The sequence below is a fragment of the Alistipes finegoldii DSM 17242 genome, from assembly GCF_000265365.1.
In the GTDB taxonomy this organism is placed as follows: Bacteria; Bacteroidota; Bacteroidia; order Bacteroidales; family Rikenellaceae; genus Alistipes; species Alistipes finegoldii.
Window position 1 is genome coordinate 2,577,752 of sequence record NC_018011.1, and the last position, 13,865, is coordinate 2,591,616.

At 60.2% G+C, this 13,865-nt stretch carries 11 protein-coding genes; 10 read left to right on the plus strand and 1 reads right to left on the minus strand.

Annotation, left to right across the window (positions count from 1 at the left end; translation table 11 throughout):
- Positions 1 to 5 precede the first annotated feature (5 nt).
- Both ALFI_RS11265 and ALFI_RS11270 read left to right on the plus strand, forming a co-directional pair.
- Positions 6 to 1,460 carry an MFS transporter gene (locus ALFI_RS11265; protein ID WP_014775910.1) on the plus strand — a complete coding sequence of 485 codons (1,455 nt, stop codon included), beginning with the start codon at positions 6 to 8 and terminating at the stop codon, positions 1,458 to 1,460.
- Between the two features lie 144 nt (positions 1,461 to 1,604).
- Entirely contained in the window at positions 1,605 to 2,378 is a 774-nt protein-coding gene (locus ALFI_RS11270; protein WP_014775911.1) for a DeoR/GlpR family DNA-binding transcription regulator, read from the plus strand.
- A 103-nt stretch (positions 2,379 to 2,481) separates the two neighbouring features.
- Here the strand turns inward: ALFI_RS11270 and ALFI_RS11275 are convergent, their stop codons facing one another.
- Positions 2,482 to 4,251, minus strand: a complete 1,770-nt coding sequence (locus ALFI_RS11275; protein WP_042493623.1) for a BACON domain-containing protein — start codon at positions 4,249 to 4,251, stop codon at positions 2,482 to 2,484.
- Between the two features lie 429 nt (positions 4,252 to 4,680).
- On the opposite strand from ALFI_RS11275, the gene ALFI_RS11280 reads away from it, so the two are divergent.
- From ALFI_RS11280 to pyrE, 8 genes are all read left to right on the plus strand, one after another.
- Positions 4,681 to 5,949, plus strand: coding sequence for a dihydroorotase (locus ALFI_RS11280; protein WP_014775913.1), 1,269 nt, complete (start codon positions 4,681 to 4,683; stop codon positions 5,947 to 5,949).
- 133 nt (positions 5,950 to 6,082) lie between these two features.
- Positions 6,083 to 7,174, plus strand: coding sequence for a glutamine-hydrolyzing carbamoyl-phosphate synthase small subunit (carA, locus tag ALFI_RS11285; RefSeq protein WP_014775914.1), 1,092 nt, complete (start codon positions 6,083 to 6,085; stop codon positions 7,172 to 7,174).
- On the plus strand, positions 7,167 to 10,349 hold the full coding sequence (gene carB, locus ALFI_RS11290) for a carbamoyl-phosphate synthase large subunit (RefSeq protein ID WP_014775915.1): 3,183 nt from the start codon (positions 7,167 to 7,169) through the stop codon (positions 10,347 to 10,349). The genes carA and carB overlap by 8 nt, the downstream gene beginning before the upstream one ends.
- Before the next feature lie 123 nt (positions 10,350 to 10,472).
- Complete coding sequence (locus tag ALFI_RS11295; RefSeq protein WP_014775916.1) at positions 10,473 to 11,213, plus strand: dihydroorotate dehydrogenase electron transfer subunit; 741 nt, start codon at positions 10,473 to 10,475, stop codon at positions 11,211 to 11,213.
- Entirely contained in the window at positions 11,207 to 12,166 is a 960-nt protein-coding gene (locus tag ALFI_RS11300; RefSeq protein ID WP_014775917.1) for a dihydroorotate dehydrogenase, read from the plus strand. The genes ALFI_RS11295 and ALFI_RS11300 overlap by 7 nt, the downstream gene beginning before the upstream one ends.
- A 17-nt stretch (positions 12,167 to 12,183) precedes the next feature.
- Entirely contained in the window at positions 12,184 to 12,888 is a 705-nt protein-coding gene (gene pyrF, locus ALFI_RS11305) for an orotidine-5'-phosphate decarboxylase (RefSeq protein WP_039940061.1), read from the plus strand.
- A gap of 22 nt (positions 12,889 to 12,910) precedes the next feature.
- Positions 12,911 to 13,171 (plus strand): TlpA family protein disulfide reductase, encoded by a 261-nt coding sequence (locus ALFI_RS11310; protein WP_014775918.1) that lies wholly within the window; start codon positions 12,911 to 12,913, stop codon positions 13,169 to 13,171.
- A gap of 16 nt (positions 13,172 to 13,187) precedes the next feature.
- Positions 13,188 to 13,820: an orotate phosphoribosyltransferase gene (gene pyrE / locus ALFI_RS11315; protein ID WP_009597415.1), complete on the plus strand. Its 633-nt coding sequence runs from the start codon at positions 13,188 to 13,190 to the stop codon at positions 13,818 to 13,820.
- The last annotated feature ends 45 nt before the right edge of the window (positions 13,821 to 13,865 follow it).

Genomic DNA, 13,865 nt, shown 5'->3' on the forward strand with positions numbered 1-13,865 from the left:
CCGAAATGACTCCTGAACAAACCAAGCGCTTCAAGTACTGGCAGACCCGTACGATCGTCGCCACGATGATCGGTTACGCGCTCTTTTATTTCGTGCGTAAAAACTTTTCGCTGGCCATGCCCGGCCTTGAGGCCGATCTGGGGATCTCGAAAACCAGTCTGGGAATTTTCCTGACCCTGAACGGCGTGGTCTACGGACTTTCGCGTTTCGTGAACGGCATTCTGGCCGACCGGATGAACGCCCGCTGGTACATGGCTGTCGGACTTGCGCTCTGCGCATTGGCCAACTTCGCCTTCGGATTCGGCGAAGACGTCTCCTACTGGATCACGGGCCAGCACGACGGTTCGCAGTTCACCAATACGATGATCCTCTTCATGGGTATCATGTGGGTGATAAACGGCATGCTGCAGGGAACGGGATTCCCGCCCTGCGCCCGTCTGCTGACCCACTGGATTCCGCCCACGCAGCTGGCGACGAAGATGTCGGTGTGGAATACCTCGCACTCGATCGGGGCCGGTCTGGTCGTGATCCTCTGCGGATATATCATGGGTACGCTGGGCATGAACGTCTCGGCCGATCCCGACGCCGTGGCGGCCATGGCCGCCAATCTGGGCGTACAGCCCGGTGACGCCGCGGGTATGGAGCGCGTCATGGCGGCCGCTGCGCATGCCGGGGCGTGGAAATGGTGTTTCTGGATTCCTTCCGCCATTTCGTTCGCAGGCGCTATCGGGCTTGTCGTCTTCCTGCGCGACACGCCCTCGTCGGTGGGGCTTCCCGAATTGGAGGGCACCGAGGTCAGGAAGGAGAAGAAAGCCGCCAAAGGTGCCGAGCACCGTGCATTCCTGATGAAGCACGTCTTCAAGAACCCGCTGATCTGGATTCTGGGTTTTGCCAATTTCTTCGTCTATGTCGTCCGCTTTTCGGTCCTCGACTGGGGGCCTTCGCTGCTGAGCCAGTCGAAGGGCGTCAGCATGGAGCACGCCGGCTGGCTCGTGGCGATGTTCGAGATTGCGGGCATCGTCGGCATGCTGGTCGCCGGCTGGGCGACGGACAGGTGGCTGAAAGGCCGTGCCCACCGCACCTGCGTATTCTGCATGGCGGGAGCCGCGATTTTCGTCTTCCTCTTCTGGCAGCTGCCCGGTGACGCTCCCGTCTGGCTGCTCTTCACGACCCTCTGCGCCGCCGGTTTCTGCATCTACGGTCCGCAGGCGCTGATCGGCATCGCCGCGGCGAATCAGGCTACGAAGAACGCCGCCGCGACGGCCAACGGTCTTACGGGTCTGTTCGGTTACGCGAGCACCGTCGTTTCGGGTGTCGGACTGGGCTATGTGGCGCAGCATTACGGCTGGAACTGGGCCTATGTCGGCATCCTCGGCATGGCCGTCGTGGGCATGCTGGTTTTTCTGCTGATGTGGGGCGCCCGCGCCGACGGTTACGATGCCGAACCGGAGCATGATTAGACGTGTTTGTCCCGTACGGGAAAACGATATGGACTTTCGGGTTCGAAAGTGTCCGGAGCCGGTTGCGGTTTCGGATACTTTATTTTGAAATCTGAGAAAAAAATTGTTACCTTTGTTCAATTAACTGCTAAAAGACAGAGTGATATGCTGAGTATTGCCGAACGACACAAATACATCCTCGATAACCTGAACAAATACGGGTTCGTGCGTATTACCGACGTCGCCAACGAACTGGGGGTTACGAAAGTGACGATCCGCAAGGATGTCAAGATACTGGAAAGCAAAGGGTTGCTTTACAAAGTGCACGGCAGCGCCCGTCCCGCCAACCCCCATGTGGCCGATATGGACGTGCATGTCAAGGACAACATCAACCGCGACTCCAAGCGGCTTATCGCCCAGCGCGCCCTCGAACTGCTGGAGGATAACGATTCGATCATCGTCGCTTCCGGCTCGACGATCTATGCCTTTGCCGAGGAGATCAAGGCGCGCCAGTGGCATCACCTGAACATCGTTACGCCCTTCCTGCGGCTGGGCGTGCTGCTCAACGAGGCGGAAAATGTCAATGTCGTGCAGCTGGGCGGCACGGTGCACAAGAAGTCGCTGTCGGTGCTGGGCGAGGAGGCCGCGCGTTCGCTCGACGACTGCATCTGCTCGAAGCTTTTCTTCGGCGTGGACGGCATCGACCTCGAACACGGCATCACGACCTCCACGATCGACGAGGCGAAGCTCACGCGCAAGATGATGAAGGCGTCGTCGCAGAATATCGTGCTGGCCGACTCTTCGAAATTCGGACAGCGCGGCTTCGGACGCATCTGCGCGCTGGAGGACATAGACGTCATTATTACCGACGACCGGATTTCCGAACAGATGGTCGCCATCGTCGAGGAGGCGGGCGTGGACCTGATTATCGTCAAGTAGGGCTGTCGCCAACCGGGAAAATGACAGGCGCGCCCTGCGTGCGAAAAACAGAGGCGGTTCCGAAATTTCGGAGCCGCCTCTACTTTGTCGGAAGGCAGGAGGGTTATTTGGTCCATGCGGCGTAGCCGCTGCCGATCGCGTCCCAGTCGGTCAGCGCCGTGCATCCGCGGAAGCAGGTGCCGAAACTCTTCGGCGCGGTGAATGCGTCGGGGTGGAGCGAACGTTCGTAGATGTGTACTTTCACGCCGTCGATGGTCGTGTAGGGCGATTCGACGGCGAGTTTGGCCGCATCGCGGAATGTGCCGCTGAAGTCGGTGACCTTACGGCTGTCGTCGAACATGTCGGCGGGAACGCTCACAAGTTCGGTGCAGTTTGCCAGAAGCCATTTGTAGGAAGTGACGTTGGTGCACCCTTTGAATACGTTTCTGCCCACTTTCGTCAGGGCTTTGTTGCCGAAGAAACAGCTTCGGAAAATGTCGGCCGACGTACATCCTGCGAAAAATTCGTCGGGAATCTCTTTGAGTGCGGTGCAGCCGTAGAAAGTCTCCTCGAAGTTCGTGGCGTTGGCTAGTCCCTTGAACAGGCCCGCAGGCAGCGTTTCGAAGGCCGTATTTCCGGAGAAGGTGTATTTCAGCGTCGTGATCTGGGGGCTTCGGGCGAAAAATCCGGCCGGAACGGTTTTGAGCTGCTTGCAGTGGGCGAGGAAGCTTTGCAGCGACGTGACGTTTTTGAGCGGGGCGAGCAGATTTTCGGGAACCGACGTGAGCGAGGCGCATTTGGTGAAACATCCCAATACGTCGGTGACCTTGTCGCAGCCGCTGAACAACGAGGCCGGAATGGTTTGCAGGCCGCTGCAGCCTTCGAATGCGTATTTGAACGTGGTTACCTCGGCGAACGAGTCGGTCGTGTTTTCGGGGAGCGTTTTCAGGTTGGAGCAGAGGTAGAACGCATAGTACATCGAGGTCAGGTTTACGTTGCCCCATTGTTTGACGGCCGTCAGGTAGCTGCGGGAGGTTTCGGAGTGTCCCTGCAGGCTGTAGAGTTGTTCCACCGAACCGGATACGGACACTTCGTAGACGCCCGCTTCCGCATATTCGTAATTTATCAGGCTGCCCGTCGCGGGGTTGAGGGTCAGGGCGAGTTTCTCGCTGTATCCGTCGCCGTAATCGACCGTGCAGTCGATGGCGCCGGAGAGCGGCAGTATGATCTTGCCGCCTGCCGGGACGGTGTATTCGAGGATGAGCGACGGAGGACCTTGGGTGACGTTGATGGCGGCCGACACCTCGGCGGGGTTGTCCTTGCAGCCGGTGGTGACCGTCACCACGGCCGGCCGGTTTCCGCCGTCGGGATTGGGCGACGCCGTGAGGCGGAGTTTGTCGCCCTCTTTGGAGATCGTTATCCATCCTGCGTCGCAGGCGGCGTCCCATCGCTCCTGATTCGTGGTTACCGTGATGGGGTCAATTCCCCCCCCCTCGTTGGTGAACTCCGCCGTATTGCTTTCCAGACTCAGGGTCGGCGCGATGCCTTGTTCGACCGTGATTTTGCCGATGACGCTTTCGCCGTTCATGATGGAGATTGCGGCGTTGCGCAGCTCCTCGGCGTTCTCTTCGATTTCGACCGTCAGTCGATCCCCCGACAGGACGGCCGTACACCACGACCGGTCGGATTCCGGCACGGCTTCGAAATTCTTTTCCATGGTGAGGACGAACTGGCCTGCATGGTGTGTCGCGGTTATCGCGGCAGAGGTTCCGTCTTGTGAAATTTTGACATCCGAATCGGGCGAACTGAATTTGACCGCCGGATTCGGGGTGTCGTCTTCCGAGCATGCGCCGCTGAATAGCAGCAGGCATAGCAGTGCATAAAACTGTCTCATAACAATGGGATTAAAGTTTGACATGAAGATCGTTTCAAATATAATGAAATTTTTTCGTCATCGGTAGAAATAATTGTGCTTTTTTGTCGCAGGGCGCGTATTGTTTATTTTAGGTCGGGGTGTGCGGAGACCTTCCTGCACCGGGAGTGCGGGGCGCAGCGGCATGGACGGACGAATCCGCGGCCCGGCCCGGTGTGTGCGGATTGTTGAAAATTTTTCCGGCAAAGTTTTGCACGCCCCGTAAAAATGTCCTACCTTTGTCCTCAATTACAGCGATTCCGAATACCTATGAATTGTAACCCCCTCATATCGTCAGCGCAGGCATTCTGGCAGCAGGACTATTGGTCGGGCGACGTGTCTCCGGTTTTCGGTAATTTTGTTTTATTAGGGTAACTGTTTCGGTTGCCCTATTTTTTTACGCTCGTACAGATGAAGACACTTTATACCAATGCCGTGATCTACACCGGCGGCCGTTTTGCGGCCGGGGAGTTCGCCGTCGAGGGAGGCCGCATCGTGCCCGTCGCGGGCGCGGCGCCCGACCGGACCGTGGACCTCGGCGGCCGGCATGTGATTCCGGGACTCGTGGACGTGCACGTCCACCTGCGCGAACCGGGATTTTCGCAGAAGGAGACCATCGCCTCCGGAACGGCCGCGGCCGCACGGGGCGGATACACGACGGTCTGTTCGATGCCGAACCTGAACCCTGCGCCCGATGCGCCCGATACGCTTCGTGCGCAGGCCGAGATCATCCGCCGCGACGCCGTGGTGCGGGTCGTGCCTTACGGCTGTATCACGATGGGACAGCGGGGTGCCGGCGAGCTGGTCGATTTCGCGGCCCTCGCGCCCGATGTTGTCGGCTTCTCGGACGACGGCCGCGGCGTGCAGTCCGACGAACTGATGGAGGAGGCGATGCGCCGGGCGGCAAAAGCCGGCCGGCCGGTCGTGGCCCACTGCGAGGTGGACGACCTGCTGCGGGGCGGCTATATCCACGACGGCGAATACTGCCGTGCGCACGGGCACAAGGGTATCTGCTCCGAGAGCGAGTGGAAGCAGGTGGAACGCGACATCGCGCTGGCCGAAAAGACCGGTTGCCAGTATCACGTCTGCCACGTCTCGACCAAGGAGAGCGTCGAGCTGGTACGGCGTGCGAAGGCCCGCGGCGTGCGTGTGAGCTGCGAAACGGCGCCGCATTATCTGCTGCTCTGCGACGAGGATTTGCAGGAGGACGGACGCTTCAAGATGAATCCGCCGCTGCGCAGCCGCGAAGACCGCGACGCGCTGATCGCGGGCGTCGCGGACGGTACGATTGAGGTGATCGCCACCGACCATGCGCCCCATACCGCCGAAGAGAAGTCGCGCGGACTGGCCGGCAGCGCCATGGGAATCGTGGGCTTGGAGTGCGCTTTCCCGCTGATGTATAAATATATGGTGTTGCCGGGAACGCTCACGCTCGAAAAGCTTGTCGCGCTGATGTCCGACAATCCCCGCCGGATATTCGGTCTGGGCGGCGGCCTGAACGTCGGCGGCGAAGCCGACTTCACGGTGCTCGCCCTCGGCGCACAGTACGAGATAGACCCTGCGGCGTTCCTCTCGAAGGGCCGCGCCACGCCTTTCGCCGGCTGGCCGGTGCAGGGCCGCGCCGTGCTGACGGTCGTCGGGGGCCGGGAGGCATACCGGGATGATGGATTGCAGTTGTGAAGTCTCCCTTCTCAAAGGAAGATTTAGCGGGATTATAGATATGCCGGGTTTCATATGGAGCGGAATCCGGATCGACAGAACGAAACAAATCCATAAAAAGGGGCGATGCGAAAAGCCCGTACCGAAAATAAATATGAAACCATTTACGAAGAAAATTGTCTTGGAGAACGGCCGTGAGTTTTACGGCTACGGCTTCGGCGCCGACCGCGAGGTCATTAACGAGATCGTCTTCAATACCTCGATGGTGGGGTATCAGGAGATTATGTCCGACCCCTCCTACACGGACCAGATGGTCGTGATGACCTATCCGCTGATCGGTAATTACGGTATGGCCGACGAGGATTACGAAACGAAGACTCCGACCATCGGCGGCATGATCGTGCGCGAGTACAACGACTCGCCGAGCAACTTCCGCTATACGAAGACCCTGAACGAGGTCTTCGAGGAGCATGACATTCCCGCGATCTGGGGCGTGGACACCCGCACCCTGACGCGCATCATCCGTAACGAAGGCACCCAGAAGGTGATTATCACCGGCGCGGACACGCCCCTCGAAGAGGCGCTCCGCAAAGTGCGCGAGTACGCCCTTCCCCACGACATGGTTTCGCGCGTGAGCTGCAAGAAACGCTGGATGTCGCGCGTCCCCAACCACAAATACGACGTGGTGGCGGTCGACTGCGGCATCAAGTACAACATCATCCGCCAGCTGAACCGCGTGGGCTGCAACGTGACGGTCGTGCCGTTCGACTCGACGCTGGAGGAGATCATGGCCTTCCGTCCCGACGGCGTCGTGCTGTCGAACGGTCCCGGCAACCCGCAGGACGTGACGCCCGTGATCGAGCTGGTCAGGCAGCTGCGCGGCAAACTGCCGATCTTCGGCATCTGCATGGGCCATCAGCTCATTTCGCTGGCTTACGGCGCCAAGACCGTGAAGATGAAGTTCGGCCACCGCGGCGGCAACCACCCCGTGAAGAATCTGGCCACCGGCAAGATCGAGATCACGAGCCAGAACCACAGCTACGCCGTGGACGTCGATTCACTGGCCGGTACGGGGCTAGAGCTGACCCACGTAAACCTGCTCGACGGCACGGCCGAGGGCGTGGAGTGTGTCGGCGACGCTGTTTTCTCGATGCAGTATCACCCGGAGAGCGCTTCGGGTCCGCAGGACAGCGGCTATTTGTTCAGAAAGTTTACCAAAATAATGGAGGAGCGTAAAAATGCCTAAGAGAAGAGATATAAAGAAGGTAATGGTTATCGGTTCGGGTCCGATCGTCATCGGACAGGCCGCCGAATTCGACTATGCGGGCACGCAGGCCTGCCTCGCACTCAAGGAAGAGGGCTACGAGGTGATTCTCGTGAATTCGAACCCCGCCACGATCATGACCGACACGCATATTGCGGACAAGGTATACATGGAGCCGCTGACGCTCGAATACGTCGCCAAGATCATCCGCTTCGAACGCCCCGACGCCATCGTGCCGGGACTGGGCGGGCAGACGGGTCTGAACCTCGCGGTGCAGCTCGCCAAGAAGGGCATTCTGAAAGAGTGTCAGGTCGAGATTCTGGGCACCTCGTTCGAGTCGATCGAACGTGCCGAGGACCGCGAACTTTTCAAGGAGCTGTGCGAATCGCTGGGCGAGCCGGTGATCGAGTCGAAGATCGCCATGTCGGTCGAGGAGGCCGTCGAGGTCGCCGCCGAGATCGGCTATCCCGTCGTGCTGCGTCCCGCCTATACGCTGGGCGGCACGGGCGGCGGCTTCGCCGACAACGAGGAGCAGCTGCGCGAGATGATGCGCCACGCCCTGTTCCTTTCGCCCGTACATCAGGTGCTCGTCGAGAAGAGCATCAAGGGATACAAGGAGATCGAGTTCGAGGTGATGCGCGACCACAACGACACGGCCATCAGCATCTGCTGCATGGAGAACATCGACCCCGTGGGCGTCCATACGGGCGACTCGATCGTCGTGGCGCCGTGCCAGACGCTCACCAATAAGGAGTTCCAGATGCTGCGCGACAGCGCCCTGAAGATCATCCGCGAGCTGAAGATCGAAGGCGGCTGCAACGTGCAGTTCGCACTCGACCCCCTGTCGTTCAAATACTACCTGATCGAGGTGAATCCCCGCGTGTCGCGCTCCTCGGCCCTCGCATCGAAGGCCAGCGGTTATCCGATCGCGCGCGTTACGGCCAAGGTGGCCGTGGGTCTAACCCTCGACGAGATCATGCTGGCCAATACGCCCGCCAGCTTCGAGCCGACGCTCGACTACGTCGTGACCAAAGTCGCCCGCTTCCCGTTCGACAAGTTCAGCGACGCGTCGAACAAGCTCGGTACGCAGATGAAAGCCACGGGCGAGGTGATGTCGATCGGCCGCACGATGGAGGAGAGCCTGCTGAAGGCGATGCGTTCGCTCGAAACCGGCGTCTGCCATATCTACCACAAGAAGTTCGAAGACTGGACGAACGACTGGCTGCTGGAATACATCGCCGAGCCTACCGACGACCGGCTGTATGCCATCGCGCAGCTGATCCGCGGCGGCGTCGATCTGGTGCTGATCTACAACCGCACGAAAATCGACATGTTCTTCCTCGAAAAGTTCAAGAATATCGTCGAATTCGAGCGCGTCGTCGAGGCCGCTCCGATGGATATCGAAGTGCTGCGCGAAGCCAAGCGCATGGGTTTCAGCGATAAGTTCATCGGCCAGCTGTGGGGCGTCTCGCAGCACGACATGTACCTGCTGCGCGAGAAGAACGGCATCTTCCCGGTCTACAAGATGATCGACACCTGCGCCAGCGAGTTCAGTTCCTACGTGCCTTATTTCTACTCGACCTACGAGGACGAGAACGAGTCGCAGGTGAGCGACAAGGAGAAGATCGTGGTGCTCGGTTCCGGTCCGATCCGCATCGGTCAGGGCGTCGAGTTCGACTATTCGACCGTACACGCCATCTGGTCGATCCGCGAAGCGGGCTATGAAGCCATCATCATCAACAACAACCCCGAAACCGTCTCGACCGACTATACCACCAGCGACAAACTCTACTTCGAGCCGCTGATGGTCGAGGACGTGATGAACGTCATCCACCTCGAAAAACCGAAGGCGATCGTCGTGTCGCTCGGCGGACAGACCGCCATCAACCTCGCCGAGCCGCTCTCCCGGCTGGGCGTGCCCATCATCGGCACCGACTGCGAAGCTATCCGCAACGCCGAGGACCGCGGCTGCTTCGAGAGGATCATGGAGGAGCTGCGCATCCCGCAGCCCGAAGCCGAAGCCGTCACCGACATCGAGTCGGGCGTGAAGGCCGCCGCCCGCATCGGCTATCCGGTGCTGGTGCGTCCGAGTTACGTGCTGGGCGGCCGCGCCATGCAGATCGTTTCGAACGAGGAGCGCCTGCGCCACTACCTGCAGACGGCCGTCGAGGTCAACGACGACTCGCCGGTGCTGGTAGACCGCTACATCATGGGCAAGGAGCTTGAGGTGGACGCCATCTGCGACGGCAAGGACGTCTTTATCCCCGGCATCATGGAGCATGTCGAGCGCACGGGTATCCATTCGGGCGACTCGATCAGCGTCTATCCGACCTTCAGCGTCAGCCAGAAGGCCAAGGACAAGATCATCGACTACACGGTGAAGCTCGGTCTGCGGATCGGCATCATCGGTCTCTACAATATCCAGTTCATCCTCGACGGCAACGACGAAGTCTACGTCATCGAGGTCAATCCCCGCTCGTCGCGCACGGTGCCGTTCCTCTCCAAATCGACGGGCGTCCCGATGGCCCATATCGCCACGCAGGTGATTCTGGGCAAGACGCTGAAGGAACTGGGCGTCACCGAAGTATACGGCAAGGAGAAGAAACGCTGGTACGTCAAGGCGCCGGCCTTCTCGTTCGCCAAGATCCGCGGCATGGATTCCTACCTCTCGCCTGAGATGAAATCCACGGGCGAGGCCATCGGCTACGACGACAAGCTCACCCGCGCGCTTTACAAGGCGTTGCAGGCGACGGGCATGAACGTCTGCAACTACGGCACGATCTTCGTCACCATCGCCGACCACGACAAGGAGCAGGCGCTGCCCCTCGTGCGGCGTTTCTACGACCTCGGCTTCAACGTCGAGGCGACGACCGGGACCGCCGAATTCCTGCGCGAACACGGCATCCGCACCCGCACGCGGCGCAAGTTGAGCGAGGGCAGTTCGGAGATCATCGACGCGCTCCGTCAGGGCCACGTGAGCTACGTGATCAATACCATCGACATCAACCAGCACAATACCCGGCTCGACGGATACGAAATCCGCCGCACGGCCGTCGAGAACAACGTGACGATCTTCACGGCGCTCGAAACGGTGCAGGTGCTGCTGGACGTGCTCGAAGAGATCACCTTCGGAGTCTCGACCATCGACGCGAAGTGATTTCCGGCGTGAGGACGCCTTCCGTACGCACCTCTTTCGCTCCGAACGGGATACGGTCCCGTCCGGAGCGAAACGAACGAAGCGCGGGGGCTGTTCTCCGGATCAAAAATCGAAAGGGAATACATGTATAAGAAAGGCATCTATAAGATTCTTGCGAACGAGCCGCTGACGGCCTCGGTGTGGCGCATGGTGCTGGAGGGCGATACCGAGTGGATCGTCCGTCCGGGACAGTTCGTCAATATCGCGCTCGAAGGCCGCTACCTGCGCCGTCCGATTTCGGTGTGCGACTGCGATGCACGGACCCTCACGCTCATCTATAAGGTCGTGGGCGGAGGTACGGAGCAGATGAGCCGCATGGCGGCGGGCGCGGAGCTGGACCTGCTGACGGGACTCGGCAACGGCTTCGACACCTCCAACGATGCGCGGCGGCCCCTGCTGGTGGGCGGCGGCGTAGGCGTGCCTCCGCTCTACAAGCTGGCCAAAGCGCTGCTGGCGGAGGGCAAACCGGTGAGCGTCGTACTGGGATTCAACACGGCGGACGAGGTCTTCTACGCCGACGAATTCCGGGCGCTGGGGTGCGACGTGCATGTCGCCACGGCCGACGGTTCGGCCGGGACGAAAGGCTTCGTCACGACGGCCATCGCCGGCGACGGCATCGACTTCGACTACTTCTATGCCTGCGGTCCGCTGCCGATGCTGCGCGCGTTGTGCGACTCGGTCGCGCAGGACGGCCAGCTGTCGTTCGAGGAGCGTATGGGATGCGGTTTCGGCGCCTGCATGGGCTGTTCGTGCAAAACGAAATACGGCAACAAACGCATCTGCAAGGAGGGGCCCGTATTAACGAAAGGGGAGATCATATGGTAAGAGAGCAGTTCATCGCACAGAACCGGCCGGCAGGAAAACCTGCCCCGGATATGTCCGTCACCCTGAGCGGTTTGAAGCTGGACAACCCGGTCGTTCCGGCCAGCGGTACGTTCGGATACGGCAACGAATTCCGGGATTTTTACGATATCAACATCCTCGGTTCGTTCTCGTTCAAGGGCACCACGCGCGAACCGCGCTTCGGCAATCCCACGCCCCGCATCGCCGAATGTACGGCGGGGATGATCAACGCTGTGGGACTGCAGAATCCCGGCATCGACGCCGTGATCGCCGAGGAGCTGCCGCGCCTGAAGAGCTTCTTTCATAAACCCGTGATCGCCAATATCAGCGGCTTCTCGATCGAGGAGTACGCCTATTGCTGCGAGCGGATCGACCGCGAGGAGCAGGTCGGCATCATCGAGGTCAATGTCTCGTGCCCCAACGTGCGGCACGGCGGCATGTCGTTCGGCACTTCGCCCGAATGTGCGGCCGAGGTGACGCGCGCGGTGAAGGCCGTGACCACCAAACCGGTCTATATCAAACTGTCGCCCAACGTGACGGACATCGTCTCGATCGCCCGCGCCTGCGAAGAGGCCGGTGCCGACGGCATCTGCCTGATCAACACCCTGCTGGGAATGCGGATCGACGTGAGGTGCCGCAAGGCGGTGATCGCCAATACGATGGGCGGTTTTTCGGGCGCTGCGGTCTTCCCCGTGGCCGTGCGGATGGTTTATCAGGTCGCCAAAGCCTGCTCCGTACCCGTCATGGGATGCGGCGGCGTGACGACGGCCCGCGACGTGATCGAAATGATGATGGCCGGAGCCACGGCCGTGCAGGTCGGCGCTGCGAATCTGGTGAATCCCTATGCCTCGAAGGAGATCGTCGAAGCCCTGCCCGCCGAGATGGAGCGGCTGGGGATCGAGCGGCTGAGCGACATTATAGGAATCGTAGAATAAAGTTAAAATCGGATATGATGCAACACGACGTAATTATCGCCTGCGACTTCAAGTCGGCGGAAGACACTTTCAAGTTCCTCGACCTGTTCCGGGACGAGGAGCGCAAACCGTTCCTCAAGATCGGCATGGAGCTTTTCTATGCCGAAGGCCCTGCCATCGTGCGCGAAATCAAGCGCCGGGGCCACCGGATTTTCCTCGACCTCAAACTGCACGACATTCCCAACACCGTGAAGAAGGCGATGGCCGTGCTGTCGCGTCTGGACGTCGATATGTGCAACGTCCATGCGGCCGGAACGGTCGAGATGATGAAATACGCCCTCGAAGGGCTTACCCGCGAGGACGGCACGCGGCCCCTGCTGATCGCCGTGACGCAGCTCACCTCGACCAGCGAGGAGCGCATGCGGCAGGAGCTGCTTATCAACGCTTCGATCAACGACACGATCGTCAAATACGCGCAGAACACCCGTGCCGCGGGGCTGGACGGCGTGGTTTGCTCGCCGCTCGAAGCGGGCATGGTGCACGAAGCCTGCGGAAAAGAGTTCCTGACCGTCACGCCCGGCGTGCGTTTTGCAGACGGAGACGTTGCGGACCAAGTGCGCGTCACCACGCCCGCCCGTGCGCGGGAGATCGGCTCCGACTTCATCGTCGTGGGCCGTCCGATCACCGCCGCTGCGGACCCCGTGGCCGCGTACCGCAGGTGCGTAAGCGAATTTTGCGATTAAACACGATTAAAAACAGTCGATTATGAAACCGGTAAAACTTTTCTACCTGAAAAACTGTCCCTTCTGCCGCAAGGCGCTGCGTTACATCGAAGAGGCCAAGGCCGCACACCCCGAACTGCAGCCGGTGGCGATCGAAATGATCGAGGAGTCGGAGCAGTCCGATTTGGCTGACACATTCGATTACTACTATGTGCCGACGTTTTACGTCGATGGCGTGAAGGTCCACGAGGGCGGCATCTATGCCGAGGAGGTGGAGAAGATTTTGCGTTCGGCGCTGGAATAAACAACTACAGAATATCATGGAGAAATCAATTGCTAAAGACCTGCTTTCGATCGGCGCGGTGTTCCTGCGCCCCGAACAGCCGTTTACATGGGCCAGCGGCATCAAAAGCCCTATTTACTGCGACAACCGCCTGACGCTGACGGCGCCTGTCGTGCGCGGACACGTCGAAGAGGGGCTGGCGCAGATCGTCCGCACCCGCTTTCCCGAAGCCGAGGTGCTGATGGGAACTTCGACCGCGGGCATCGCCCACGCCGCCATCACCGCGACGATCCTCGACCTGCCGATGGGCTATGTGCGCAGCGGTTCGAAGGATCACGGCCGCGGCAACCAGATCGAGGGCAAGCTCGAAAAGGGGCAGAAGGTGGTCGTGATCGAGGACCTGATCTCGACCGGCGGTTCGTGCATCGAGGTGGTGACCGCCCTGCGCGAAGCCGGCGCCGAGGTGCTGGGCGTGGCGTCGATCTTCACCTACGGCATGAAGAAGGGACTGGACCGCATGAAAGAGGCGAACGTCGTCAATTACAGTCTCTCGAATCTCGACGCATTGGTGGAAGTGGCCGCCGAGGAGGGATACATCAAGCCCGAAGACAAGGCCCGTCTGCTGAAATTCCGCGACAATCCGTCGGACGAAAGCTGGATGGAAAAATAGTTTGCCGGGATCGCACGACGCTTTTCCGCACCTCGCTTGGGGGCA

Excerpts from the sequence above, each read along its gene's own strand:
- carA (WP_014775914.1), top strand. The coding sequence starts at position 6,083 with ATGAAACCATTTACGAAGAAAATTGTCTTGGAGAACGGCCGTGAGTTT.
- ALFI_RS11280 (WP_014775913.1), top strand. The coding sequence starts at position 4,681 with ATGAAGACACTTTATACCAATGCCGTGATCTACACCGGCGGCCGTTTT.
- ALFI_RS11270 (WP_014775911.1), top strand. The coding sequence starts at position 1,605 with ATGCTGAGTATTGCCGAACGACACAAATACATCCTCGATAACCTGAAC.
- ALFI_RS11275 (WP_042493623.1), bottom strand. The coding sequence starts at position 4,251 with ATGAGACAGTTTTATGCACTGCTATGCCTGCTGCTATTCAGCGGCGCA.
- pyrE (WP_009597415.1), top strand. The coding sequence starts at position 13,188 with ATGGAGAAATCAATTGCTAAAGACCTGCTTTCGATCGGCGCGGTGTTC.
- pyrF (WP_039940061.1), top strand. The coding sequence starts at position 12,184 with ATGCAACACGACGTAATTATCGCCTGCGACTTCAAGTCGGCGGAAGAC.
- ALFI_RS11300 (WP_014775917.1), top strand. The coding sequence starts at position 11,207 with ATGGTAAGAGAGCAGTTCATCGCACAGAACCGGCCGGCAGGAAAACCT.
- ALFI_RS11310 (WP_014775918.1), top strand. The coding sequence starts at position 12,911 with ATGAAACCGGTAAAACTTTTCTACCTGAAAAACTGTCCCTTCTGCCGC.
- ALFI_RS11295 (WP_014775916.1), top strand. The coding sequence starts at position 10,473 with ATGTATAAGAAAGGCATCTATAAGATTCTTGCGAACGAGCCGCTGACG.
- ALFI_RS11265 (WP_014775910.1), top strand. The coding sequence starts at position 6 with ATGACTCCTGAACAAACCAAGCGCTTCAAGTACTGGCAGACCCGTACG.
- carB (WP_014775915.1), top strand. The coding sequence starts at position 7,167 with ATGCCTAAGAGAAGAGATATAAAGAAGGTAATGGTTATCGGTTCGGGT.